Below are 25769 nucleotides of genomic sequence, written 5' to 3'. Positions count from 1 at the left end.
AATGCGATGCGTCGGGTCAACGCCATAAAAAAACGCCGCCCGGAGGCGGCGTCGAACAACTGTCGGCGCGAAGCATTCAGCCCTTCACGCACAACACCTGCCGCAACGTATGCACCACTTCCACCAGGTCGATCTGCGCGGCCATCACCGCGTCGATCGACTTGTAGGCAGCCGGCGATTCGTCGAGCACGCCGGAATCCTTGCGGCACTCCACGTGCGCCGTGGCCTCGCGATGCTGGGCCAGGGTGATGCTCTGCTTGGCCATGCCGCGGCTCATGACGCGGCCGGCGCCGTGGCTGCAACTATGGAAGCTGTCCGCATTGCCCTTGCCGCGCACGATGTAGCTCTTGGTGCCCATGCTGCCGGGAATGATGCCCAGCTCGCCCGCGCGGGCACTGACCGCGCCCTTGCGGGTGACCAGCAGCGACTCGCCGAAGTGCGTCTCGCGCTGCACGTAGTTGTGGTGGCAGTTCACCGCCAGCTTGTCCAGCTGGAACTTCGGCAGGCGATGGCGCAGCTCGTTCAACACCCGCGCCATCATCGCCTCGCGGTTGTGCCGCGCGTAGTCCTGCGCCCAGGACACCGCTTCCACGTAATCATCGAACAGCGGCTCGCCCTCCATGAAGAAGGCCAGGTCGCGGTCCGGCAGGTGGAAGCCCAGCACGCGATGCGCCAACTGTTCGCGCGCCCGCTCGATGAAATAGGTGCCGATCAGGTTGCCGGTGCCGCGCGAGCCGGAGTGCAGCATCACCCACACGCGATCTTCTTCATCCAGGCACAGTTCGATGAAGTGGTTGCCGCCGCCGAGCGTGCCCAGCTGCCGCTCCATCTTGTCGGTGCGGATCTTGCGGTGCTTCGCCTTGATCGTCTCCAGCCGCTGCGCCAGGCCGGACTGCACCAGGCGCGTGCCGACGCTGTCCGGGGTCCTGCGGTGCTCGCCGTTGCCCACCGGCACGCCGCGCTCGATGCTCGAACGCAGCTGCGCCAGGCTGTCCGGCAGATCGACCGCGCGCAAGCTGGTACGCACCGCGGCCATGCCGCAGCCGATGTCCACGCCGACCGCCGCCGGGATGATCGCCCCGCGCGTCGGCACCACCGAGCCCACCGTGGCGCCCTTGCCCAGATGCACGTCGGGCATCACCGCCAGCCACGGGCCGACGAACGGCAGCGCCGCGATGTTGCGCAACTGCGCCTGCGCCTGCGCTTCCAGCGGCACGCCGTCCACCCAGCCCTTGATCGGCTTGGCGCCTTCGGCGTGCAAAAGTTGATATGAGGTACTCATGTCCTTGATTCCTGATGGGGCCGATGCAGCGCTTCCCTGTGCCGCACCGGTGTTTTACTCCTTCAACGTAACCAGCTGCCTCAGCACGCCATCCAGGCCGCCGAACACAGTGAGCTTGTCGATCTTCTCGGTGACCTTCTCCAGCGCCTCCAATTCCTTCAGGCGCATCAGCACCGGACTCTCCTCGATCAGCCTGGCGGTGTTGAGCAGGGAACGCGTGGCGTTCGCCTCCTCGCGGCGGCGGATCACGTTGGCCTGGGCCGCCTTCTCCGCCTGCACCACGCTGTTGAGGATCTCCTTCATCTCGCCCGGCAGGATCACGTCCTTGATGCCGACCCCGAGCACTTCCACGCCCAGCTCGGCCACGCGGCTGTACACGTAGGCGAAGATGTCGGCATCGAGCGAGGCCTTGTCGCCGAGCAGTTCGTCCAGCGTCTTGACCGACACCGCCTTGCGCAGGCCGTACTGCAGCTCGCGATAGATGTAGTCGGCGTACTTGGCCACCTTGGTACGCGCGGCGACCGGGTCGGTCACGCGCAGGCTGGCGGCCAGGTTCACGCGCAGGCTCACCTTGTCGCGGGTCAGCAGTTCCTGGCCCGACACTTCCAGCGACTGCACGCGCAGGTCGATCACCTCGGCGGCCACGTTCTTGCGGAATTGCCAGAACGCGTAGCTGCCCGGCGCCAGGGTGCGCACCAGCTTGCCGTCCAGGAACAGCAGGCCGGCCGCTTCCGCCGGTACCTCGACCGCCAGGGCGACTTTCGACAGCACACCGAGCTGGCGCAGGCGATTGACCACGTCGGCCTGCACTTCCAGCGTGCCGGCCAGCGGCACCAGGCGCAGTTCCACCGGCACCAGCTCTTTCCAGTACAGCTTGCGGGTACCCGGCGCCAGCACGTCTTCGAGCTTGCCGTTCTTCAGTACCAGGCCGACCTGGTCCACGCCGACGTCGGCAATCAGGAAGCGCGGCGCCAACCGCGTATCCATGCCCGCCAGCAGCACCTCGGCATCGCTGCCGGCGTACTCCGCGCGCGCCACGTTGTGCAGGACGACCGCGACGCGGCCGAGCGGATCGAAACAGCGGTACAGGCCCGGGGCGAGCACGCGCTGCAGTCGACGGTTGCGGTACAGCAAACCGCGCTCGCCGTCGCCGACCACGATTTGCTTGATCCATAACATGGGAATGACTCCTTTATCCCGTAATTCGGCCTGCCTTGATTAATGCTTTTCGCACGAGCAGTCCACGGCGCGCGAAAAACCTGCTTGATAATCGATGGGCGCAGTTCGCCCTCCCTTGCGGGATAATCGGCCATAGGCATTTTCATGGCCGCTTTGATTAATAAGGTGGAAGCACCCCTGGCGTTGGCGACGCGGGACCGTCGCGCCTCCCCCGGGGAGACGGACGCTGTCCGCGGCACGGCGAACCGTCCGCTTGCCGGCGACCGTCCGCCCGCTCTCGGGTCGACGCTCCGGCGTGGCTTCTGCTGCGGTGTCGATGACTCATCGTCCTTGATGAAACCATCGGCGCCGCACGGGGCGCTTCCTGGTGAGGGAGCTTGCGCTCCCGGTGTCTTGGAGCGGGATTCGAACCCGCGACAGCCGGCATCCGATGCCGGTGCTCTACCCGTCTGAGCTATCCAAATCGGCGACGTGCCGGATTCGAACCGGCGTCCAATGGCATACGAAGCCAATGCTCTTCCCGACTGAGCTAACGTCTTTGCGAAACACCGAACGTGCAGGCCCGGCATACGCTGCCGGCAAAGCCGCGCGCACCGGACGGGCGTGGGAACCCGTACCGCTGGAGCCTGTCGTGGCGATGCTTCGTATGGCCGGCTGTCGCCAACCGGTCATGCGTGTGGGTGCAACGCACCCGAATCCTGTTGAGACACTGCCGATCACCCGCCCGCCCGTGCCGAAGCATCAAGGCACAGCGCATCCCTGCGCCGCTCGCGGTCGCCCCTGCCTCGGCCGGGGCGCGGCCGGATGCTTCAGGGCGGAAGTGGTCTTCCGATGATCGGTTTTGTCATCACCTTTCGGTGCATGAACTCTTCCCTGCGAACGCCAGAAACAAAACGCCCCCGGGTGGTGACCCGAGGGCGTTCGCCTTGCCTCGGGAGATCGGGGTGACCGATCTCCGCGCAAGCGTGAGATCAGTCGGTGTGGATGAAACGGTCGTCCTTCGTCCGCCGCATGCACGGCTGTTCGTCGCGCTTATCGCGCGAGGGCAGCAGGCGGTGGGTGGGATGGAACGACATGGTTTGATCCTGGCCTTTTCAGTTAATGCACATCGCCGGTATTGGCGAAGGCGCGAACATTACGCGAGCGAGATTATCTGCGCAAGCATTTTTTTAACGCGTACGAATAATTCTTACAGCCAGCCTTTCTGGCGCGCGAGCCGATACGCCTCGATGCGATTGGCCACGCCCAATTTGCCGATCGCCTCGGAAAGATAATTGCGCACCGTGCCGTGCGAGAGATTCAACTGCGCGGCGATCTCGCTCGCCGACTGTCCCTCGCCCGCCAGGCGCAGCACCTGCCGCTCGCGGTCGTTCAAGGGGTCGGCTTCCGACCACGCTTCCAGCGCGAGCTGCGGATCGATCGCGCGCCCGCCGCGATGGACCATGCGCAGCGCCTCGGCCAGGTTCTCGGCCGGCGCATCCTTCAGCAGATAACCGGACACGCCCGCATCCAGCGCGCGGCGCAGGAAGCCGGGGCGCGCGAAGGTGGTCACGATGATCACCTTCATCGGCAATTCGTGGCGCTGGATGCGCTGGGCCAGTTCCAGGCCGGTGATGCCCGGCATTTCGATATCGGTGACCAGCACGTCGGGCTTCAGCCGCTGCAGTTCGCGCCACGCGGCTTCGCCGTCCGCGGCGGAACCGAGCACTTCGATATCCGACTCCAGATTCAACAGCGCGGTCAGCGCGCCGCGCACCATCGCCTGGTCTTCGGCCAGCAGCACGCGGATCATGCGGCGCTCTCCGGCAGGCTCAGCGCTGCAGCCATGGCCGGCTTGGCCAGCGGCACCGCGATGCGCAGGCAGGTGCCGTGCCGTTTCGGCGAATCGATCTCCAGGCTGCCGCCCAGGGCCCGCACGCGCTCGCGCATGCCGCTGACGCCGTTGCCGTGCGCGGCCAGTCCGCCGCAACCGTTATCGCTGATCTGCATCTGGAACCTTGTCTTGTCGTGGACGAAACGCACGCTGGCCGCGCTGGCGCGGGCGTGGCGATGGATATTGGTGACCGCCTCGCGCAGCACCAGGGCCAAGGCTGCCTCGATGGCGGGCGACAGTGCGAAACCTTCTGGCAGTTCACCTTCGAAACCTACCCCGGATGCTTCCAGCATCAGCCGTGCGGAGATGATTTCCGAGGCCAGATCGCTGCGGCGCATGCCGGTCACGGCGGCGCGCACCTCGGCCAGTGCATGGCGTGCCACGCGTTCCACTTCGGCCATTTCGCGCTGCGCGCGCGGCGGATCTTCCAGCGCCAGGCGCCGTGCCAGCTCGGACTTGATCGCCACCAGCGACAGCGTATGCCCCAGCAGATCGTGCAGGTCGCGGCCGATGCGCTCGCGCTCGGCCAGCATGGCCAGGCGCCGTACTTCCATCTGCGACAGGCGCAGGTCGGCGTCCTTGCGCAGATTGTTGATGTAGTGAAAGTTGCTGAGGCCGCCGAGGACGCCGGCCACCGATACCACCAGCATGATCCACAGCGGCACGTCCACCCACATCCACGCCACCGCCATCGACACCAGGATCAACGACGCGGCACCGCGCAGCCACAGCCGGAAAGAAGGCGTCACCGACAAGGCCGTGCATGCGGTGATCACGTAGCCGAAGCCCATCGGATTGACCATCCACAAGCCCAGCCCCATCGCCGCCATGCCGGCGACGTACCAGGGCAGGCGCCGCGTCGGCCCGAAATACACGTGCACATGCAGGTAGAGGAACACCAGCATGCTCAGCAGCGTCGGCGCGAACCACGACCAGGCGAAGCCGTGGGTACCCAGCGGCACCAGCGGCAGCATCACGATCCAGGCCGCCTGGCCCAGCGCCGAACGCGCCACGAACACCGGCGAGCGCAGCTGGACGTACAACGAATCCGGTGCGGGCTTGAACGGCAGGCGCATCACACGCTCGTGGACTGCTGCCGGGGGGCGCTGATCGGCGCGGCGGTCGGCAGCAGTTTCGGCTGCGGCAGGGGCACGGTGATCAGCAGCACGGTGCCGCGGCCGCGCGGCGATTCGATGCTCAGCAGGCCACCCAGCGCACGCACGCGTTCGCGCATGCCGCACAAGCCATTGCCGTCGTCGCCGACACCGCCGCGGCCGTCGTCGCTCACCCGCAGGCGCAGCGTGTAGGCATCGCGTTCGAGATCGATCCGCGCCCTGCTGGCCTGCGCATGGCGCGCGATATTGGTCGCGGCCTCGCGCAAGATCAGCGACAGGCCGCGCTCGATCTCCACCGGCAGGTCGGTGGGCGGCGCCACGTAATCCAGGTGCACGCGGGAAGATTCCAGCAGCAGGCGCGCCGCGGCCAGTTCGGCGGCGAGGTCGGTGGCGCGGATGCCGGTCACCGCCGAACGCACCTCGGCCAGCGCGTGGCGAGCGACGCGCTCGGCTTCCGCCACTTCGCGCTTGGCCGCTTCGGTGTCGCGGTCGAACAGCTTGCGCGACAGCTCCAGCTTCAGCGTGATCAGCGACAGCGTATGTCCCAACAGGTCGTGCAGGTCGCGGCCGATGCGCTCGCGCTCGGCGGTGGCGGCGAGGCGGCGCACTTCTTCCTGCGACAGCTTCAGCGCCACGTCCTTCTCGTGCGCGATGCGCTCGACGTGGGTGATGATGGCGATGATGATGGTCATGCACGGCACGGACACCAGCGCCTGCCACGGATAGCCGACGCTTCCCGCCATCGCCACATAGGCGGCGTTGCCCAGCAGCAGGCGCAGCAGCAGCGGTCCGATCCGCTTCGCGCTGGCCATGCTGTACGACACGCAGCCGTAGATGAAATACGCCATGCCGCTCGGATACCACGGCGCCAGCCCGATACTCATCACCATCAGGCCGAGCGCGTAGCGCGGGGCGACCCTCCGCGAAGCGAGCATCGACTTGGCGAACAGCATCAGGAACAGCGGATAGGACAGCAGCGTGAGCAGCAGCCACTTGAGGTCGTAGTGGCTGCCCATGGCGGGCGTGATGAATACCCACACCGACCACAGCAGGTGGACGCCCTCGGCCCACACCGATTTGCCCTGCCGCTGGATCGTCGCGACACGCGAATCCGGCGCCGGCGTCAGCCAGGAGCGGAGCAGATTGAGCATGGCGGTGATCCTCCCCACAGGTCGCGCGGCGACGGCTGGCGCGACGACGGTATTCATCATGACGGGCTGCGCAACCGCGGGTTGCGCAGCCCCCTGCATGCTACTTCAACCATGGCGCCGCAGGCGGCGCGCGGCAATGGCCAGGAAGACGGCGCTGAAGCCCGCCAGCGTGGCCACGTGCGGCCACACCGCGCCCTGCCCCAGGCCCACCGCAGCCAGCGCCACCTGGTTCAGGTGATACGGCGGCAGCGCCAGCGCGATCTGCTGCACCGCCTTGGGCATCAGCGAGAGCGGGAACCACAGGCCGGACATGAAGGCCATCGGCAGGTAGATCAGGTTGACGATGCCCGGCGCGCCACTGCCCTTGATCAGCATGCCCAGCATCAGGCCCATCGCGCAGAACGGCAGCGAGCCGAACAGGTTGGTGGCGAACAGGGCGGCCATCTGCGCCGGGGACAGCTGCACGTGCGCCACCAGCGTCGCCAGCAGCACCAGCACGCAGGACACCACCGCCGCCGCGAACATCGCCATCACCACCTTGCCGAGCAGATACGCGCCGGGCGGCATCGGCAGCGCGCGCTTGAGCGTGAGCAGGCCGTTGTCGCGCTCCATCGACGAGGCCACGCCGAAACCGAACAGGCCCGGCGACATCACGCCGAAGGTGCCATAGGCCGCCAGCAGGTAGCGCGGTGCTTCGGGCCCGTTGGCGTGGCCGAGCAGGATGCCGAACATCAGGTAGAACGCGGTGGGCAGGATCAGGGTCGGGATCATGAAACCCGGGTTGCGCAGATAGCGCAGGCATTCGGCGCGTGCTTCCTGCAGGTAGGCGCCGAGCACCCGGCCACGGGTCATTTCGCGGGCGGCGGAGGCGACGGGTATGGCGGTGACGGAAGAGACGGCGTTCATCAGGCGGCCTCGCGGGTGTCTGCGGTGGGCGCCTCGGCGGCGCGAGTCAGTTCGGTAAAGGCTTCGGCCAGTCCGGCGCGCTGGACTTCCAGCTCACCCAGCTGCGCATCGGCGTCGAGCAGGCGGCGCACCACGATTTCCGCGCTGTCGGTCGACAGCCACAGGCGTTCGCCTTCGTCGCGCGCTTCGGCCACTTCCGGCCACGAAGCCACGTCGGCCGCACGCAGGCGGGTGATGCAGCGCACCCGCTTGAGCGCGACGCGTGCACGCAGGTCGTCCACGCTGCCCTCGCTCAGCACGCGTCCGCGCGCCATCACGCAAACGCGGTGGGCCAGCGCTTCGGCTTCTTCCAGGTAATGCGTGGTCAGCACCACGCCGGCGCCTTCGGCCACCAGGTGGCGCAGCGCGATCCACAGCTTCTGGCGCGCCTCCAGGTCCATGCCCACGGTGGGTTCGTCCAGGAACAGCAGCTCGGGGCGGCCGCACAGCGCGAGCGCGAATTGCACGCGGCGCTGCTGACCACCCGAAAGCGCGGCGTAAGGGCGCTTCAGCAGGTCGGCGACGCCGGCCAGTTCCGCCGTTTCGCGCACCTCGCGCGGCGCCGGGTAGTAGCTGCCGGTGAGCTTCAGCAGCTCGCCGACGCGCAAGGTCGGCGGCAGCGCCGCCGATTGCAGCATCACGCCGATGCGGCGGCGCGCCACGAGTTGCTGCGGGTCCTCGCCGAACAGTTCGACGCGCCCCGCGTCCGGCCGTACCAGGCCGAGCAGCATCGAAATGGTGGTGCTCTTGCCGGCGCCGTTGGGGCCGAGCAGCGCGAAAATTTCGCCGCGATGCAGCATCAAATCCAGGCCGTCGACGGCGGTGTGATTGCCGTAGCGCTTCACTACGGATGACAGCTTTGCGATAGGTGAACCAGTGGTGATCATGGGCTTCCCTCCTTTGCCGAGAATGCTAGGCATCGCAAGGCCTGGCGGGCATTCGCCAACGTCAGCCCGCGCACGTGACAGCCGTCATCCGGCCCCCTCCCCCGGGGTTACGGCGCCGACAAAGGCGGGTTATCCTCGGTGGATCGCCGACGCACGAACCTGCGCGGCACGCACGACTGAGCGGGCATTCCTGATCGTCACCGGACCCGCCAAGCATGCATCGCGATGTTGGCAGGACGCGCCATCCCCCATGGCCCCTGCGTACTTTGAGGAGGAAGCATCATGGGTGTGATCGATCAGCTGCGCGAACTGCGCGATTTCGGCGGCGCGCCGCAGACCACCGGCCTGGACGACGCCAGCGTCGAACGCTTCGCCGCCAGCCACCCCGACCTGGCGCAGGCCATCGGCGAAGCGATCGAACAGCATCGCGCGCTGCGCGCGGAGCTGGGCGATTTCCTCAAGCTGGACGAAGCCGAGCAACTGCACGTGGCGCAGGCGGGCTTCGTCAATTTCTATCCCGACGACGGCATCAACCGTTACCTGCCCGCCGCCGCGCGCGGCCCGTGGGTGGTCACGCTGAAGGGCGCGGTGATCCACGACAACGGCGGCTACGGCATGCTCGGCTTCGGCCACAACAACGAGGCGATCCGCACGGCGATGAGCCGGCCGCAGGTGATGGCCAACGTGATGACGCCGAACGTCTCGCAACTGCGCTTCGCGCAGGCGCTGGACCGCGAGCTCGGCCGCAACCGCAGCGGCAATCCGTATGCGCGTTATCTGTGCCTGAACTCCGGTTCCGAATCGGTCTCGCTGGCCTGCCGCATCGCCGACGTCAACGCCAAGGCGATGACCGAGCCGGGCGCGCGCTATGCCGGCCGCAGCATCAAACGCCTCGCGGTGAAGGGTGCCTTCCACGGCCGCACCGAAAAACCGGCGCTGTATTCGGATTCCACCCGCAAGACCTACCAGCAGCACCTGGCCAGCTATCGCCACGAGGACACGCTGATCACGGTGGCGCCGTACGACGTGGCGCAGCTCGAAGCCGCGTTCGCCGATGCCGACCGCCACGGCTGGTTTATCGAGGCGATGTTTCTGGAACCGGTGATGGGCGAAGGCGATCCCGGCCGCGCGGTGACGCCGGAGTTCTACAAGGCCGCGCGCGAACTGACCGAAGCGCATGGCTCGATGCTGCTGATCGATTCGATCCAGGCCGGCCTGCGCGCGCACGGCGTGCTCTCGCTCACCGACTACCCCGGCTTCGAAAAGCTGCCGGCGCCGGACATGGAAACCTTCTCCAAGGCGCTCAACGCCGGCCAGTACCCGCTGTCGGTGCTGGCGGTGAACGAGCGCGCCGCGGGCCTGTACCGCAAGGGCATCTACGGCAACACCATGACCGCCAACCCGCGCGCGCTCGACGTCGCGCTGGCCACGCTGCATGAACTGACCGACGAGGTGCGCAGCAATATCCGCGAGCGCGGCAAGGAATTCGTCGACAAGCTCAACGCGCTGAAGAACGAACTCGGCGGCCTGATCACCAAGGTGCAGGGCACCGGCCTGCTGTTCTCGTGCGAGCTGTCGCCGGAGTTCAAGTGCTACGGCGCGGGCTCGATCGAGGAATACATGCGCGAGCGCGGCGTCGGCGTGATCCATGGCGGCGTCAATTCGCTGCGCTTCACCCCGCACTTCAAGGTGACCAGCGCCGAGGTGGACCTGGTGGTCTCCCACGTGCGCCAGGCCCTGCTGCAGGGCCCGCGCAAGCTGAAGGCGGAAGCGGCCTGAGCGCCGCCCGGGCATGAACGCCGGGCCGCGCGCCCGGCGTTCCCCCTCTAGCCAACGGCGGCGACAGGCATAGACTTGCGCCCACCGGCACTCGCCGGTCCATTCCAGGAGGGTACCCGCATGTTCTTGCGTTTCAGCCTGACCGCCGCCAGCCTCGCCCTGGCCCTCGCCGTTTCCGCCACCGCTTCCGCTGCCCCGCAGGCCAAGAACCCGCAGCAGCAGCGCATGACCGACTGCAACAAGCAGGCGACCGGCAAGAAGGGCGACGAGCGCAAGACCTTCATGAGCACCTGCCTGAAGGGCGAAGCTGCCGCGCCGGCGAAGATGACCCAGCAGGAAAAGATGAAAGCCTGCAATGCGGATACGAAAGCCAAGACCCTGAAGGGCGACGACCGCAAGAAGTTCATGAGCTCGTGTCTGAGCGGCGGCGCCGCGGCGAGCCCGTAAGTCACTTACAGCTTGTTTGCCGCAAGGCGCCGCTTCGCCGAAGCGGCGCCTTTGCTTTTATGGGGAACGGAGAATTCGCGCTGCGTCATAATCCCCGCACTCCGTCATGCAGGACGCCCCATGAAGCTCGTCGAAGTCCGCCACCCGCTTATCCAGCACAAGCTCGGCCTGATGCGCCGCGCCGGCATCAGCACCAAGGAGTTCCGCGAACTGGCCTCCGAAGTCGCCGCGCTGCTCACCTACGAAGCGACCAAGGACCTGGAGACGGTCGACAAGCACATCGACGGCTGGGCCGGCCCACTGGTCGTGCACCAGATCAAAGGCAAGAAGATCACCATCGTGCCGATCCTGCGCGCCGGCCTCGGCATGCTGCCCGGCGTGCTGGACCTGATCCCCGCCGCCAAGGTCAGCGTGGTCGGCCTGCAACGCGACGAAGAAACCCTCAAGCCGATCGCCTACTACGAGAAGCTGACCGGCCGCATGGACGAACGCATCGCCCTGATCGTCGACCCCATGCTGGCCACCGCCGGCACCCTGATCGCTACCGTCGACATGCTCAAGGCCGCCGGCTGCAAACGCATCAAGGGCCTGTTCCTGGTGGCGGCGCCGGAAGGCCTGAAGCACATCGCAGAGGCCCATCCCGACGTCGAGATCTACACCGCCGCCATCGACGACCATCTCAACGAACACGGCTACATCCTGCCCGGGCTCGGTGACGCAGGCGACAAGATCTTCGGCACCAAGCAGCTGCCAGCCGGCTGACACGGCCGACGCAGGTGGGGGTGAGCCGCAGGCGAACCCCAACATCGCCACACCCATACGCCCCCCCTACGCCGGAATCACCGGCCAAAAAGGCGCACCAGCCCCACCCTCCCTACTGAGACCCCCATTAGCAAATCTGTCGCAATAAATTGCTATTTTCCCCGGGAGGATCCGTCCGGATCCATCAAAGAGGGAGTGGGTCAATGGAAGCAAAGCACGCACGGCGCGCCCTTTGGGCCGCGCTGCTAGGGATCGCGTCGATCGCCTCTGCCCAGGCAGCGGACCTCAGCATCAGCCAGTTCCGCGTACGCGGCCCGTCCGGCGGCAACGACGAATTCGTCGAGCTGTTCAATGCCGGCGCTACCTCGCTGGATCTTTCCGGCTACAAATTCAATGCGTCGAACGCGAGCGGCACCACCGGCACGCGCCTGACCCTCCCCGCCGGCACGTCGATCGCGCCGGGCTGCCACTTGCTGCTGACCAACAGCGCGAGCGGCGGCTATTCCGGCAGCGTCGCCGGAGACCTGAAATACAGCACCGGCGTCACCGATGACGGCGGCCTGGCCCTGCTCGATAGCAGCGGCCAGCTGGTCGACCAGGTCGGCCTCTCCGCCGGCTCCGCCTACAAGGCCGGCACGCCGCTGACCTCGCTGGGCAGCACCAATGCCGACAAGGGCTACGGCCGCAAGACGAATGGCGCCGGCCTGCCGCAGAACACCGGCGACAACCAGGCCGACTTCGTGGTGGTCACGCCCACCGCGCCGCACAACGCGGCCAGCGCCTGCGCGGTGATGAACCTGTCGCTGTCGATCGCCGATTCCAGTGCCACCGTGCACGGCGCGCCCGACGTCAGCATGCCGTTCGCCATCACGCTCAACCAGCCGGCTCCGGCCGGCGGCGTGAGCGTGCACGTGGCCACCCAGGACGACAGCGCCACCGCCGCCGCGGGCGACTACGAGGCGGTCGACACCACGCTGACGGTTGCCGCAGGCCAGACCCAGGCCGCTTTCAACGTGGTCGTGCACGGCCGCACCACCGGTTCGCCGGACAAGGCCTTCCTGGTCAAGCTGGACCAGCCGACCGGCGGCGCCACGCTGGCGCGCGACAGTGCCATCGGCGCGATCCTGTACGACATCCCGGTCGCCGCCGAAATCTGGCAGATCCAGGGCCGCGAGCAGAGCTCGCCGCTGCTGGGCAAGTCAGTGATCACCACCGGCAACATCGTCACCGCGGTGGGCCCGGCCGGCTTCACCATGCAGACGCCGGACAACCGCGTCGATGCCGATCCGCTGACCTCCAACGGCGTGTACGTGTTCACCGCGTCCAAGCCGACCGTCGCCATCGGCGACGTAGTGAACGTCGATGCGAAGGTCGACAACTACTACCACCTGACGGAACTCAAGAACGCCACGGTCACCGTCACCGCGCATGGCGTGCGGCTGCCGAGGGCGGTGGTGTTCGGTGCGCGCACGCCGTCGACCGATCCGAACCAGCTGTCCTGCGGCGCCACCAACTTCCAGTGCTTCGTCGGCATGCGCGTGGTGATCGAGAACGGCATGATCAACACCGGCAACAAGCGCTTCAGCACGGAGCCTTTCGCCGAGGTAAGCATCACCGCCAACGGCAAGCGCTCGCTGCGCCAGCCGGGGGTGCGCTTCAGCGTGCCGGTGCCGGCGGGCGTGGACCTGCCTAACTGGAGCGGCAATCCGGAAGTGTTCAAGATGAACACCGACGACTTCGGCGCGGTGCCGATCAACACCCCGTTCGTCGCCGGCACCACTTTCCGTGCCGAGGGCATCATCTCGTACGACTTCGGCGCCTATACCTTCATCCCGACCAGGATCGAAGTGAAGCGCGCCGCACCGATGCCCCGCCCCGTGCTGCCGCGGCCGCCGTTCGCGCTGCGCATCGGCGCGTTCAACATGGAGCGTTTCTGCGACAGCGAATTCAACACCACCTTTACCTGCAGCGGCGACAGCAAGGAGCCGACGCCGGACCAGGTGGCGCTGAAGACGCGCCGTCTGTCGGCTTATGTCGGCAGCGTGCTGAAGCTGCCGGACGTGCTGTCGACCGAAGAAGTGAAGAGTCTCGCCGTGCTGCAGGGCCTGGCCAAGCAGCTGGGCGACGACTACCCGGTGAAGTACGACGCCTACCTGCTGCCGGGCCATGACCCCAGCGGCATCAACGTCGGCTTCCTGGTGCGCGCCGACCGCGGCGTGCATGTGCTCTCGGTGCGCCAGCTCGGTGCCGACGAAACCTGGAACGACAACGGCAGCACCGCCTTCGTGCACGACCATCCGCCGCTGCTGCTGACGGCCGAAGTGCGCGGCATGCGCTTCCACGTCATCTCGGTGCATCCGAAGGCCCGCACCAACGTGGACAAGGACAACGCCACCGCCGTGCGCGACCGCCTGAAGCGCTACACCCAGGCGGTGTCGCTGGCCAAGCAGGTGCAGGAACTGCAGACCCGCTATCCCTCGCAGCCGCTGCTGGTGGTGGGCGACTTCAACGCCTACCAGTTCAGCGATGGCTGGGTGGACGTGGTCGGCCTGATCTCAGGCAAGTACAAGGACAGCGAGAACCAGCTGAAGCTGGGCCAGAACATCGTGCGCCCGGCGCTGTGGAACGCGGTGGAATCGGTGCCGGAGAACGACCGCTATTCGTTCCTGTTCACCGAGAACTTCGGCGAGATCCAGGGCTATACGCAGGCCGGCAGCGGCAACTCGGGCCGCGAAGTGCCGACCGTGCAGGTGCTGGACCATGCCCTGCTGAACCGCGCCGCGTCGTTCCGCTTCCTGCACATGCAGTACGGCCGCGCCGATCTCGACGCACCGGCGCAGACCGAAGCCGATGCCGCCAACGCGCCGGACTGGACGAAGGCGATCGGCGCCTCCGACCACGACGGCTTCGTGCTCGACCTGTTCGCCCCGGCGATGTTCGATCCGCATGGCGATCACGATCATGGGCACGATCATGGGCATGATGACGATCATGGCCACGGTCACGGCCACTGATCCGGGTAGGTTGGGGTGAGCCGCAGGCGAACCCCAACGACGCGACACGCATGAAGGTGGTCGATGTTGGGGTTCGCTGCGCTCACCCCAACCTACCCCATCCGCACTAATGAAAAGGCCACGCCCGGCGACGGGCGTGGCCTTTCTCTTTGGTGCCGGCAAAAAACTCAGCGAAAGCGGTCGGTCGCCTCCAGCAACTCGTGCGCGATCCCCGGCTCCAAGGCCGAATGCCCCGCATCCGCCACCACGCGCAGCTCGGCTTCCGGCCACGCGCGGTGCAGGTCCCATGCGCTGCGCATCGGGCACACCACGTCGTAGCGTCCCTGCACGATCACCGCGGGAATCTTGCGGATGCGCTCGACGTTGCGCAGCAGCTGGTCGTCGTGCTCGAAGAAACCGCCGTGCACGAAGTAATGGCATTCGATGCGCGCGAACGCGAGCGCAAACTCGTCCTCGCCGCTGGACGCGATATGGCTAGGGTCCTGGTACAGATGGCTGGTGGCCGCTTCCCACACCGACCACGCCCGCGCCGCTTCCACCCGCACCGCCGGATCGGTGCTGGTCAGGCGACGGTGATAGGCGCTCATCAAGTCGCCGCGCTCGGCTTCGGGGATCGCCGCCAGATAGCTTTCCCACGCATCCGGAAACAGCGCATCGCAACCCTTCTGGTAGAACCACTCCAGCTCCCAGCGGCGCAGCATGAAGATGCCGCGCAGCACCAGCTCGGTGACCTTGTCCGGATGCGTCTGCGCATAGGCCAGCGCCAGCGTGGAACCCCACGAACCGCCGAATACCTGCCAGCGATCGATCTCCAGATGCTCGCGGATGCGCTCGATGTCGGCCACCAGATGCCAGGTGGTGTTGTCGGTCAGCTCCGCATGCGGCGTGGACTTGCCGCAGCCGCGCTGGTCGAACAGCACGATGCGGTAGACCTTGGGATCGAAGAAGCGGCGGTAGCTCGGATTGATGCCGCCGCCGGGGCCGCCGTGCAGGAACACCACCGGCTTGCCGTTCGGGTTGCCGCACTGCTCGTAGTACAGCGTGTGCAGCGGCGACACCTTGAGCGTGCCGGTGTCGAACGGCTCGATCTCGGGATACAGCTTGCGGCGTTGCTGGGTCATGCGGGCGGCTCCGGCGCTTCTAAAGCGCGGAGGCTAGCATGCGGGCCCTAGAACAGCTTGCCGGGGTTGAGGATGCCGTTCGGGTCGAATACCTGCTTTACGCCGCGCATCAGGGCGATTTCCGCGGCGCTGCGCGTGCTCTCCAGATACGCCTTCTTGACCAGCCCGATGCCGTGCTCGGCCGAGATGCTGCCGCCATGGCGCTGCAGCGCCGCAGCCAGCAGCTTGGTCACCTGTTCGCACTGCGCGATGAATTCGGCGCCGGCCAGGCCTTCCGGCTTGAGCACGTTGATGTGCAGATTGCCGTCGCCGATATGGCCGAACCACACCACTTCGAAATGCGGATAAGCCTGCCCCAGCAACGCCTGGATCTCGTCCAGGAAAGCCGGCAGCGCGCCGATGCGCAGCGAGATGTCGTTCTTGTACGGCTGGTGCGGTGCCAGGCTCTCGGTGATGCCTTCGCGCAGGCGCCACAGCGCGGCGGCCTGCGCCTCGCTCTGCGCGATCGCACCGTCAGCGATCCAGCCTTGGTTGACGCCGTGTTCGAACGCGGCCAGGGCCGTTTCCTGTGCGGCTTCGTCGGCGGCGTCGAATTCGGTGACCACATAGAACGGATGCTCGCCGTCAAGCGCGCGCTGCGCGCCATGCGCCAGCACGTGGCGCAGTGCGACGTCGGTGAAGAACTCGAAGGCCTGCAGCTTCAGGCGCGCGCGGAACAGCGCGAACACGTGCATCAGCGCGGCCATGTCCGGCAGCGCCAGCAGCATCACCTGCGACGGCGGCGGCGGCTCGGCCAGGCGCAAGGTGGCTTCGACCACGATGCCCAGGGTGCCTTCGGAACCGATGGTCAGATGGCGCAGGTCGTAGCCGCTGGAGTTCTTGATCAGCCCGCGATTGAGTTCGAGCAGTTCGCTATTGCCGGCGATCACCTTCAGGCCGGCGATCCACTCGCGCGTATTGCCGTAGCGGATCACCCGGATGCCGCCGGCATTGGTGGCGATATTGCCGCCGATGGAACAGGAACCGCGCGCGGCGAAGTCGACCGGATAGATCAGCCCATGCGTGCGCGCCGCGTCGTGCACCGCCTGCAGCGCGATGCCGGCCTGCACGGTGAGGGTGCGGTCGATCGGATCGAAGCCGAGCACGCGGTTCATCCGCTCCAGGCTCAGCACCAGCTCGCCGTTGGCGGCCACCGCGCCGCCGGAGAGACCAGTGCGGCCGCCCGACGGCACCAGGGCCACGCCGTGCTCATTGGCCCAGCGCACCACGGCCTGGGCTTCTTCCACCGTGGCCGGCAGGGCGATGGCCAGCGGCGCGGGGGTCCAGCGGCGGGTCCAGTCGCGGCCGTAATGCTCCAGGTCGGCCGGCGCGGTAAGCAGGCGCAGCTCGGGCAAGCGGGCGGCCAGTTCAGCCAGGGCGGGAGCGGGTGCGGTCATGGCGATTCCGTAAGCGAGTCGTCCAGCCTGCCAGCCGCAGCCGTTGCGGTCCAGTGCTGCGCTGCCGCATAGTGCCGCTTTGCCCACCTTTATCCAGACCCGCCCGGCGACCCATGAAAACCTCGTATCCGAAAGCAGACATCAAGGTCCTCCTGCTCGAAGGCGTCAGCCAGAGCGCCGTGGAAGTGTTCCGCCGCGCCGGCTACAGCCAGATCGAATTCCACGAGAAGTCGCTGCCGGAAGCGGACCTCAAAGCGCGCATCGCCGAGGCGCATATCGTCGGCATCCGTTCGCGCAGCCAGCTCAGCGCCGACGTGCTGGAGCACGCGCGCCGGCTGATCGCGGTGGGCTGCTTCTGCATCGGCACCAACCAGGTCGACCTGGAAGCGGCACGGGCGCAGGGCGTGCCGGTGTTCAACGCGCCCTACTCCAATACGCGCAGCGTGGCCGAGCTGGTGATCGCCGAGGCGATCATGCTGTTGCGCGGCATCCCGCAGAAGAACGCGCTATGCCATCGCGGCGGCTGGACCAAGTCGGCGGCGGGCAGCTTCGAGGCGCGCGACAAGGTGCTGGGCATCGTCGGCTACGGCCATATCGGCACCCAGATCGGCGTGCTGGCCGAATCGCTGGGCATGCGCGTGATCTTCCACGACATCGAAACCAAGCTGTCGCTGGGCAATGCGCGCGCCGCCGGCAGCCTGGACGACCTGCTGGAACGCGCCGACGTGGTGACCCTGCACGTGCCGGAAACGCCGTCCACCAAGCTGATGATCGGCGCCACCGAGCTGGGCAAGATGCGTCCGGGCTCGGTGCTGATCAACGCCTCGCGCGGCACCGTGGTGGATATCGACGCACTGGCCACGGCGCTGCGCAGCGGCCATATCGCAGGTGCGGCGGTGGACGTGTTCCCGCAGGAGCCCAAGGGCAATGACGATCCGTTCGTATCGCCCCTGGTCGGCATGGACAACGTGATCCTCACGCCGCATATCGGCGGCAGCACGCTGGAAGCGCAGGACAATATCGGCATCGAAGTGGCCAGCAAGCTGGTGCGCTACAGCGACAACGGTTCCACCCTGTCGGCGGTGAACTTCCCCGAGGTGACCCTGCCGGAGCATCCGAACAGCCGGCGCCTGCTGCATATCCATCGCAACGTGCCGGGCGTGCTGTCGCGCATCAACGAATTGTTCTCCGCCGGCAATATCAACATCGACGCGCAGTTCCTGCAGACCGATCCACAGGTGGGCTATGTGGTGATCGACGTGTCGGCGGATGCCGCGCAGGCTGGTGCATTGAAGGATCGGCTGGCGGCGATTCCGGGCACCTTGCGCAGCCGCGTGCTGTACTGACGCGGCAAGGTGTCCGCTTGAACGGAAGGCGCGTAGCCGCTACGCGTCCTTCACCGCCCGCCGCGTAAATCAAGCGGACGCAATGGAATGATTCGCGCGCCATGAGCAAAGTCTTCCTGCCGGACCGCATGATCGAGATCGGGATCGAGACGCCCGGTCCGCCGGACGCGTTGCAGCCACGCACGGTGCCGCTGCCCGAACCGACCCGCGACGAAGTGCTGGTGAAAGTGCAGGCGGCGGGGGTGAACCGGCCCGATGTGATCCAGCGCATGGGCCGCTATCCGCTGCCGCCCGGCGCGCATCCCACGCCGGGCCTGGAGATCGCCGGCGAGATCGTGGCGATGGGTTCCGACGTACAGGGTTTCGCCATCGGCGACCGCGTATGCGGACTGACCAACGGCGGCGGCTATGCCGAGTACTGCGTGCTGCCCGCCGGGCAGGCGCTGCCGATTCCCGACGGCATCGATTCGATCCACGCCGCGGCCATTCCGGAAACCTTCTTCACCGTGTGGGCCAATCTGTTCCGCATCGGCCACGCCGTGCCGGGCGAGCGCGTGCTGATCCACGGCGGCACCAGCGGCATCGGCACCACCGCGCTGATGCTGTGCCGCGAATTCGGCATCGCCGCGTTCGCCACCGCCGGCAGCGAGCACAAGTGCGCGGTGGTGCGCCATCTCGGCGCCGAGGCGATCAACTACCACGACGAGAACTTCGCGCTGGCGGTGCTGGACAGGACCGACGGGCATGGCGTCGACGTGATCCTGGACATCATGGGCGGCAGCTATTTCGAGCGGAACCTGGCGGCGCTGGCGCGCGATGGACGGCTGGTGCTGATCGGCTTTCTCGGCGGCACCCGCGCGGACGAAGTGGACCTGCAGACGCTGGTGCTCAAGCGCGCCACCGTCACCGGCTCCACCATGCGTGCGCGCAGCGGCGCGGAGAAAGCCGAGATCGCCAACGACCTGCGTACGCATGTGTGGCCGGTGCTCGCCGCCGGACGCTGCCTGCCGATGGTGCACGAGGTGTTTCCGCTGGTGCGCGCGGCGGATGCGCATCGGCTGATGGAAAGCGGGGAGCATGTCGGCAAGATCGTGTTGAAGGTGGCTTAGCCCAGCCACGCGTGCAGCAGCGCCAGCCAGCCTGCGGGCGCGGCGAACGCCAGATAGAGCGCCAGCCCCTGCCCCGCCATCACGCACGGCAAGCCGATCGCATAGACCCGGTGCGCGCGGCCTTCGACGATGACATCGCGCAGCAGGCCGAGCCCGATCAGCACGTCCACGTACGCGTACCAGGTGTTGGCCGGCACCAGGGCGTGCGGGAAACGCGCGAACGCGGCCACCGTCAGCGCGCACGTGGCGATCAGCATCAGCCGCCGATGGAACTCCGGCTGCCGCCGCCAGCGCAGCGCCAGGCCGAAGGCCACGGCGAAGGTCAGCATGTCGTTGAAGGAGATCGCCAGGAAGGCGTCGTGCACCGGCCCCTGGCGCGCATGCCACTGGCGCATCGCCAGCGCGGTGGCCACGCCCAGCACCGGCAACACGGTGCCCAGGCCCGCGCCGAACAGGCCCAGCCGCCGGTGCAGGCGCAGCGCATGCCGGCGTACCAGCCCGGTCTGCACGAGGAACAACAGCACCCAAGCGGAGAACACCAGCACGTGGACATGCAGGATCCATGGCAGCGGCTCCGCCCGATGCAGCAGCCGCTCGCCGAGGCCGCGGCCGAAACCATAGGCCACCACCAGCAGCACCAGCCACGCCATGCCGAAGTAGAACCATCGGTCCAGCGCCCGGCGCAGCTTGTAAACGTGGTCGTCGCCGAAACCCACGGACGCGCGCGAGGGGATGGGAGCGAGTGTCTTCATGTAGCCTCTCGATGGGCGGGGATATCCCCCACCCTCGCCAAGCCGGCGCGTTCGAGTCCTGAAACGCGCCTGAAAAAGCCTTGAAGAACTCTGAAAGCGCGTGGCCTGCCCGCCATGCCCGACCAAGGAGACCGCGATGAAAGCCAGCTGCAGCCATCTCGACGGCATCCGCGACGTCACCCCCAGCGCCGCCGGCTGCGAGGAATGCCTGAAGACCGGCAGCCCCTGGGTCCACTTGCGCATCTGCCGCAGCTGCGGCCACGTGGGCTGCTGCGACGACTCGCCCGGCCGGCACGCCACCAAGCACTACCGCGCGACGGGACATCCCATCATCGAAGGCTACGATCCGCCGGAGGGCTGGGGCTGGTGCTACGTGGACGACCTGATGTTCGACCTGTCGGACCGCAAGACGCCGCATCCGGGGCCGATACCGCGCTATGTCGACGAGTAAAAGAAAAGGCGCCACCAGGGCGCCTTTCGAATACTTCACCGTAATTGGTCGGGGCGGCCGGATTCGAACCGACGACCCTTTGCCCCCCAGGCAAATGCGCTACCAGGCTGCGCTACGCCCCGACGATACGGCAAGTGGGCAAGTCTAGCAGCTCGGCCAGGACTTGCGTAGGTAGAAAGCCTGCGCGCTCAGCGGCGCAGCAGGCTCAGCACTTCTTCCAGCTCCATGCGCACCTGGCGCACGATCTGGTGCGAAATGCTCGATTCCATGCGCGCCTGCGGGCCTTCCAGCCGGGCGCGGGCGCCGGTGATGGTGAAGCCTTCGTCGTACAGCAGGGCACGGATCTGCCGGATCATCAGCACGTCGTGGCGCTGGTAATAGCGGCGGTTGCCACGGCGCTTGACCGGGTTGAGTGCGGGGAACTCCTGTTCCCAGTACCGCAGCACGTGAGGCTTCACCCCGCACAATTCGCTGACTTCACCGATGGTGAAATAGCGCTTGGCCGGGATGGCCGGGAGCTCGGTGTTATTCCCTTGGTCCAGCATAGCTCTCCACTCTCACCTTGAGTTTCTGCCCCGGCCGGAACGTCACCACGCGACGGGCGGAGATCGGGATCTCCTCGCCGGTCTTCGGGTTGCGTCCCGGGCGCTGGTTCTTCTGCCGCAGGTCGAAATTGCCGAACCCCGACAGCTTCACCTGCTCGCCCTTTTCCAGCGCCTCGCGGACCACCTCGAAATAGGCGTCCACGAATTCTTTCGCCTCACGCTTGTTGAGGCCCACCTCGAGAAAGAGGCGCTCGGCCATCTCCGCCTTGGTCAGCGCCATGTCATCCTCGCCATCTTGCCTTGCATGAAGTCTCCAACGCAGCGAACGCTTCGCGCACGAAGCGGTCTGCGTCGTCGTCAGTAAGCGTGCGTGAAGCGTCCTGCAAAATCAAGCCCATAGCGAGACTCTTTCGGCCAGTCTCGACGCCTTTTCCGGCGTAGCGGTCGAACAGGCGCAGCTCGATCAGCGGCCCGCCGAGGGCCGTACGGACGCATTGCTCGACTTGCGCCCAGCTGACTTCCTCGGGCAGGTCCACGGCGATATCGCGGCGCACCGAAGGAAAGCGCGGCACCGCGACGGCCTTGGGCAGGCGGCGGGCCAGCAGCGGCTCCAGGGCCAGTTCCAGCACGTGCGCATCCGGCCCCAGGTCCAGCGCCTTGGCGAGCTGGGGATGCAGCGCGCCGAGGTAGCCCACGGTGTGGCCGTCGCGCGCGACGCGCGCGCCGCGCCCGGGGTGCAACCAGCCCGGCAGGCCGTCGGCATGCACCGACCAGCGCTGCGGCTCGCCCCCCCAGGCGACGATGGCGTCGAGTTCGCCCTTGAGATCATGAAAATCCAGCGGCCGGCTCGCCTCGCCCCACTGCTCGGCACGTGCGGAACCGCAGGCGGCGATGGCCAGGCTGGGCGTCTCCACCGGCGGATCGCCGGCGGCGAACACCCGCGCCACCTCGAACAGGCGCACGCGTTCCTGCTGGCGCGCGCGGTTGTGGCGCAGCGCTTCGATCAGCCCCGGCAGCAGCGAGGGACGCATCACGGCCAGGTCCGCCGACAGCGGATTGGCCAGCGGCACCAGGTTTTCGACGAAACCCCAGCGCGCCAGCAGCTCGGCCGACAGGAAGGACAGGTTCACCGCCTCGTAGTAGCCGCGCGAAGCGAGCTGCTCGCGCAGCGCCAGCTCGGGGATGCGCGCCTCCGCTTCGGTGACCAGGCGCAAGGCGCCGGAGGGCGTATGCGTGGGGATGCGGTCGTAGCCGTGGATGCGGGCCACTTCCTCGACCAGGTCCTCTTCGCGCTCGATATCGAAGCGGCTGCTCGGCGCGGCGATGCGCCAGCCGTCGGCGATCGATTCGACCTGCATGCCGAGCGCACCGAAGATGCGCGTCACTTCGGTATCGGCGACTTCCAGCCCGAGCACGCGCTTCAGGCGCGCACGGCGCAGCACTACCGGCGCCAGCTTCGGCAGGTCGGCCAGGTTTTCCGCGGCCAGCACCGGGCCAGCCGTGCCGCCGGCGATCGCCAGCAGCAGCTCGGTGGCGCGTTCCAGCGCGCGGCGCGGCAGCTCCGGATCGACGCCGCGCTCGAAGCGGTGCGAGGCATCCGTATGCATGCCGAGCTTGCGTGCGCGGCCCATGATCGCGGCCGGCGCGAAATGCGCGGATTCCAGGAAGATACGGCGCGCACTGTCGGTGACGCGCGAGTCGTAGCCGCCCATCACGCCGGCCACGGCCAGCGCCTGCTGCTCGTCGGCGATCACCAGGAAGCCCGGGTCGAGCTTCGCCTCGGAACCGTCGAGCAGCTTCAGCGTTTCGCCGGCGCGCGCATGGCGCACCACGATGTCGCCTTGCAGCTTGTCGTCGTCGAAGGCGTGCAGCGGCTGGCCCAGTTCGAGCATCACGTAGTTGGTGACGTCGACGATCGCGCTGATCGGGCGCAGGCCGGCGCGGCGCAGGCGCTCGGCCAGCCACAGCGGGGTGCGCGCCTGCGGGTCGACGCCTTCGATGATGCGGCCCAGGTAGCGCGGCGCGTCGGCGCCGGCTTCGAGGCGGATGCCGCGGCGCGCGTCGATACCTACCGAAGCGGCAGCCTGGGCCGGCACGCGCACATGGCTGCCGAACAATGCGGCAACGTCGTGCGCCAGGCCGACCAGGCCCAGGCAATCCGGGCGGTTCGGGGTCAGCTTCAATTCGATGCTGGCATCGGGCAGGCCGAGGTAGCTGGCCAGCGGCTGGCCGACCGGCGCGTCGGCCGGCAGTTCGAGCAGGCCGGAGGCGTCGGCGTCGATGCCCAGCTCCTTGGCCGAGCACAGCATGCCGGACGACTCCACGCCGCGCAGCTTGGCCGCCTTGATCTGGATGCCGCCCGGCAGCTCGGCGCCCACCATCGCCAGCGGCACCTTGATGCCGACGCGCGCATTCGGCGCGCCGCAGACGATCTGCAGCGGCTCGCCCTGCCCCGCGTCGACGCGGCAGACCTGCAGGCGGTCGGCTTCCGGATGCTTTTCGGCGCCGACGATCTCGGCCACCACCACGCCGGCGAGCTGCTCGCCCAGCGGGGTCAGCTCTTCCACTTCCAGCCCGGCCATGGTCAGCGCGTGGGCCAGGGCGGCGCGGTCGGCCTTGATCTCGACCAGTTCGCGCAGCCAGTTCTCGGAGAATTTCATGGGCTAAGGTCCAGGGAATCGGGGGGGTGAGCAGCGATGTGCGAAGGAGTTCACCGGGCAGCGATGCGCCCGGCCGCTCGGGCCTCAAGCGAATTGCTTGAGGAACCGCAGATCGTTCTCGAAGAACGCGCGCAGGTCGGACACGCCGTAGCGCAGCATGGCGAAGCGCTCCACGCCCAGGCCGAAGGCGAAGCCGGTGTAGCGCTCCGGGTCGATGCCGCAGTTCTTCAGCACGTTCGGATGCACCATGCCGCAGCCCAGCACTTCCAGCCAGCGGGTGGAACCGTCCTCGGCGTCCCAGCGGATGTCCACTTCGGCCGAGGGTTCGGTGAAGGGGAAGTAGCTGGGGCGGAAGCGCATCTCGAAATCGCGCTCGAAGAAGGCGCGGATGAATTCGGCCAGGGTGCCCTTCAGGTCGGCGAAGCTGGAGGTCTCGTCGACCAGCAGGCCTTCGATCTGGTGGAACATCGGCGAATGGGTCTGGTCCGAATCGCTGCGGTAGACCTTGCCCGGCGCGATGACGCGGATCGGCGGCTGCCGCCCCTGCATCGAGCGGATCTGCACCGGCGAGGTATGCGTGCGCAGCAGGCGCCCGTCGCCGAAGTAGAAGGTGTCGTGCATGGCACGCGCCGGATGGTGCGGCGGGAAGTTCAGCGCCTCGAAGTTATGCCAGTCGTCCTCGATCTCCGGACCGTCGGCGCGCTGGTAACCCAGGCGGCCGAAGATCGCCGAGATGCGCTCCAGCGCCCGCGTGACCGGATGGATGCCGCCGTGCTCGCCGTCGCGGCCGGGCAGGCTGATGTCCAGCTTCTCGGAGGCCAGGCGGCGGTCGAGCTCAGCCTGCTCCAGCAGCTGCTTGCGCGCGGCCAGGGCGTCGGCGAGGCGCTCCTTGATGCGATTGACCTCGGCGCCGCGCGCTTTCTTCTCTTCCGGCGGCAGTGCGCCCAGCGTCTTCAGCGCGGCGGTGACGATGCCGCTCTTGCCCAGCAGGCCCACGCGCAGCGCTTCGAGCGCATCGAGCGTGTCGGCAGCTGCGATCTCGGCCTGGGCTTGCGCGGCCCGGGTGTCCAGGTCGTCCATCGGTGCGGTTCCTGTGTTCGGCAGGGACAAACAAAAACGGGGAGGAGGCATTTAGGCCTCCTCCCCGCTTGATTCACATCATATCGTCAGTGCGCGCAGCGCCGGACGATCAAGCGGCTAGACTAGCCTTCGCCTTTTCCGCGATGGCCCCAAAAGCCTTGATGTCGTGCACGGCGATGTCCGCCAGGACCTTGCGGTCGACGGTGATGCCGGCCTTGCTCAGGCCATTGATCAGGCGGCTGTAGGACAGGCCGAACTGACGGGCGGCAGCATTGATACGCACGATCCACAGGGCGCGGAACTGGCGCTTCTTCTGCTTGCGGCCGATATAGGCGTACTGACCGGCCTTGATGACGGCCTGGTTAGCAACGCGGAAGACCTTGCGACGGGCGTTGTAGTAGCCCTTCGCGCGGCCGATGATCTTCTTGTGACGACGACGGGCGGTAACGCCACGCTTTACACGAGCCATGGTTCAGTCCTCCGCCTTAGATGTACGGCAACATGCGAGCGACACTCTTGGAGTCGCAGGCTTTGACGTGATTGGTGGCGCGCAGGTTGCGCTTACGCTTGGTCGACTTCTTGGTCAGGATGTGCGACTTGAAGGCGTGACCGGCCTTGAACTTGCCGGAAGCGGTCTTGCGAAAACGCTTCGCCGCCGCCCGGTTGGTCTTGATCTTGGGCATGGAAATGCTCCGTATCTTGGTTTCTGACTGATCTGGCGGCGACCCGGGGGGCCACGCTTTCCGTCCTGCCATGATCGGTTCACGACCCGTCCTGGTGGGTCGAACCGGCGATTGTACGGGGATCGGGGGCGCTTTGCCAGTGGTGCGATGCA

23 protein-coding genes and 2 tRNA genes are annotated in these 25769 nt (G+C 67.3%); 7 read left to right on the top strand and 18 right to left on the bottom strand.

The window, feature by feature from the left end:
- Window positions 1-76: 76 nt before the first annotated feature.
- The 8 genes from AB4083_RS18605 to AB4083_RS18570 form a co-directional block, all read right to left on the bottom strand.
- Window positions 77-1282, bottom strand: a complete 1206-nt coding sequence (locus AB4083_RS18605; RefSeq protein WP_441609846.1) for an RtcB family protein — start codon at window positions 1280-1282, stop codon at window positions 77-79.
- Window positions 1283-1336: 54 nt separating this feature from the next.
- The gene (locus AB4083_RS18600; protein WP_441609844.1) at window positions 1337-2461 is read right to left on the bottom strand and encodes a slipin family protein; all 1125 of its coding nucleotides are present in this window, start codon (window positions 2459-2461) and stop codon (window positions 1337-1339) included.
- 468 nt (window positions 2462-2929) lie between these two features.
- Window positions 2930-3000, bottom strand: a tRNA-Thr gene (locus tag AB4083_RS18595).
- Window positions 3001-3650: 650 nt separating this feature from the next.
- Window positions 3651-4253, bottom strand: a complete 603-nt coding sequence (locus AB4083_RS18590; protein ID WP_441609842.1) for a response regulator transcription factor — start codon at window positions 4251-4253, stop codon at window positions 3651-3653.
- Complete coding sequence (locus AB4083_RS18585) at window positions 4250-5410, bottom strand: sensor histidine kinase (RefSeq protein ID WP_441609840.1); 1161 nt, start codon at window positions 5408-5410, stop codon at window positions 4250-4252. The genes AB4083_RS18590 and AB4083_RS18585 overlap by 4 nt, the downstream gene beginning before the upstream one ends.
- Entirely contained in the window at window positions 5410-6600 is a 1191-nt protein-coding gene (locus AB4083_RS18580) for a sensor histidine kinase (RefSeq protein ID WP_441609838.1), read from the bottom strand. The genes AB4083_RS18585 and AB4083_RS18580 overlap by 1 nt, the downstream gene beginning before the upstream one ends.
- A 105-nt stretch (window positions 6601-6705) precedes the next feature.
- Window positions 6706-7506 (bottom strand): ABC transporter permease, encoded by an 801-nt coding sequence (locus AB4083_RS18575; RefSeq protein WP_441609836.1) that lies wholly within the window; start codon window positions 7504-7506, stop codon window positions 6706-6708.
- Window positions 7506-8432, bottom strand: a complete 927-nt coding sequence (locus AB4083_RS18570; protein ID WP_441609835.1) for an ABC transporter ATP-binding protein — start codon at window positions 8430-8432, stop codon at window positions 7506-7508. Before AB4083_RS18570 ends, AB4083_RS18575 begins: the two co-directional genes overlap by 1 nt.
- A 282-nt stretch (window positions 8433-8714) precedes the next feature.
- Here AB4083_RS18570 and AB4083_RS18565 point away from each other — a divergent pair, with 282 nt between their 5' ends.
- The 4 genes from AB4083_RS18565 (at window position 8715) to AB4083_RS18550 (ending at window position 14434) form a co-directional block, all read left to right on the top strand.
- A complete protein-coding gene (locus tag AB4083_RS18565; protein WP_441609834.1) occupies window positions 8715-10211 on the top strand; it encodes an aminotransferase class III-fold pyridoxal phosphate-dependent enzyme in 1497 nt (498 codons plus the stop codon).
- A gap of 120 nt (window positions 10212-10331) precedes the next feature.
- Complete coding sequence (locus AB4083_RS18560; RefSeq protein ID WP_441609833.1) at window positions 10332-10658, top strand: PsiF family protein; 327 nt, start codon at window positions 10332-10334, stop codon at window positions 10656-10658.
- Window positions 10659-10778: 120 nt separating this feature from the next.
- Window positions 10779-11420, top strand: coding sequence for a uracil phosphoribosyltransferase (upp, locus tag AB4083_RS18555; protein WP_441609831.1), 642 nt, complete (start codon window positions 10779-10781; stop codon window positions 11418-11420).
- 203 nt (window positions 11421-11623) lie between these two features.
- Complete coding sequence (locus tag AB4083_RS18550; RefSeq protein ID WP_441609829.1) at window positions 11624-14434, top strand: lamin tail domain-containing protein; 2811 nt, start codon at window positions 11624-11626, stop codon at window positions 14432-14434.
- 167 nt (window positions 14435-14601) lie between these two features.
- Here the strand turns inward: AB4083_RS18550 and pip are convergent, their stop codons facing one another.
- The gene (gene pip / locus AB4083_RS18545; RefSeq protein WP_441609828.1) at window positions 14602-15555 is read right to left on the bottom strand and encodes a prolyl aminopeptidase; all 954 of its coding nucleotides are present in this window, start codon (window positions 15553-15555) and stop codon (window positions 14602-14604) included.
- A 47-nt stretch (window positions 15556-15602) separates the two neighbouring features.
- On the bottom strand, window positions 15603-16991 hold the full coding sequence (locus AB4083_RS18540; RefSeq protein ID WP_441609826.1) for an FAD-binding oxidoreductase: 1389 nt from the start codon (window positions 16989-16991) through the stop codon (window positions 15603-15605).
- Between the two features lie 113 nt (window positions 16992-17104).
- Between AB4083_RS18540 and serA the strand changes: the two genes are divergently transcribed.
- Both serA and AB4083_RS18530 read left to right on the top strand, forming a co-directional pair.
- Window positions 17105-18337: a phosphoglycerate dehydrogenase gene (gene serA, locus AB4083_RS18535; RefSeq protein ID WP_441609824.1), complete on the top strand. Its 1233-nt coding sequence runs from the start codon at window positions 17105-17107 to the stop codon at window positions 18335-18337.
- A gap of 101 nt (window positions 18338-18438) precedes the next feature.
- Complete coding sequence (locus AB4083_RS18530; RefSeq protein WP_441609822.1) at window positions 18439-19446, top strand: NAD(P)H-quinone oxidoreductase; 1008 nt, start codon at window positions 18439-18441, stop codon at window positions 19444-19446.
- Here the strand turns inward: AB4083_RS18530 and AB4083_RS18525 are convergent.
- On the bottom strand, window positions 19443-20198 hold the full coding sequence (locus AB4083_RS18525) for a hypothetical protein (RefSeq protein ID WP_441609820.1): 756 nt from the start codon (window positions 20196-20198) through the stop codon (window positions 19443-19445). The genes AB4083_RS18530 and AB4083_RS18525 overlap by 4 nt on opposite strands.
- A 136-nt stretch (window positions 20199-20334) precedes the next feature.
- Here AB4083_RS18525 and AB4083_RS18520 point away from each other — a divergent pair, with 136 nt between their 5' ends.
- The gene (locus AB4083_RS18520) at window positions 20335-20649 is read left to right on the top strand and encodes a UBP-type zinc finger domain-containing protein (protein WP_441609818.1); all 315 of its coding nucleotides are present in this window, start codon (window positions 20335-20337) and stop codon (window positions 20647-20649) included.
- Window positions 20650-20694: 45 nt separating this feature from the next.
- Here AB4083_RS18520 and AB4083_RS18515 read toward each other — a convergent pair.
- From AB4083_RS18515 to rpmI, 7 genes are all read right to left on the bottom strand, one after another.
- Window positions 20695-20771: transfer RNA gene (locus tag AB4083_RS18515), tRNA-Pro, on the bottom strand.
- A gap of 66 nt (window positions 20772-20837) precedes the next feature.
- Window positions 20838-21194: a MerR family transcriptional regulator gene (locus AB4083_RS18510; RefSeq protein ID WP_026635112.1), complete on the bottom strand. Its 357-nt coding sequence runs from the start codon at window positions 21192-21194 to the stop codon at window positions 20838-20840.
- Complete coding sequence (ihfA, locus tag AB4083_RS18505; protein ID WP_026635111.1) at window positions 21175-21474, bottom strand: integration host factor subunit alpha; 300 nt, start codon at window positions 21472-21474, stop codon at window positions 21175-21177. Before ihfA ends, AB4083_RS18510 begins: the two co-directional genes overlap by 20 nt.
- Window position 21475: 1 nt before the next feature.
- Window positions 21476-23854 carry a phenylalanine--tRNA ligase subunit beta gene (gene pheT / locus AB4083_RS18500; protein WP_441609815.1) on the bottom strand — a complete coding sequence of 793 codons (2379 nt, stop codon included), beginning with the start codon at window positions 23852-23854 and terminating at the stop codon, window positions 21476-21478.
- Window positions 23855-23938: 84 nt separating this feature from the next.
- Complete coding sequence (gene pheS / locus AB4083_RS18495; RefSeq protein WP_441609814.1) at window positions 23939-24934, bottom strand: phenylalanine--tRNA ligase subunit alpha; 996 nt, start codon at window positions 24932-24934, stop codon at window positions 23939-23941.
- A 109-nt stretch (window positions 24935-25043) separates the two neighbouring features.
- Complete coding sequence (gene rplT, locus AB4083_RS18490) at window positions 25044-25403, bottom strand: 50S ribosomal protein L20 (protein WP_026635108.1); 360 nt, start codon at window positions 25401-25403, stop codon at window positions 25044-25046.
- Between the two features lie 16 nt (window positions 25404-25419).
- Window positions 25420-25617 carry a 50S ribosomal protein L35 gene (gene rpmI, locus AB4083_RS18485; RefSeq protein ID WP_441609812.1) on the bottom strand — a complete coding sequence of 66 codons (198 nt, stop codon included), beginning with the start codon at window positions 25615-25617 and terminating at the stop codon, window positions 25420-25422.
- Window positions 25618-25769: the final 152 nt, after the last annotated feature.

It is taken from the genome of Dyella sp. 2RAB6, from assembly GCF_052115385.1.
Lineage (GTDB): Bacteria > Pseudomonadota > Gammaproteobacteria > Xanthomonadales > Rhodanobacteraceae > Dyella_D.
The sequence above is the reverse complement of the archived record's forward strand: the minus strand, read 5'-3'. Positions and strand labels throughout refer to the sequence as shown.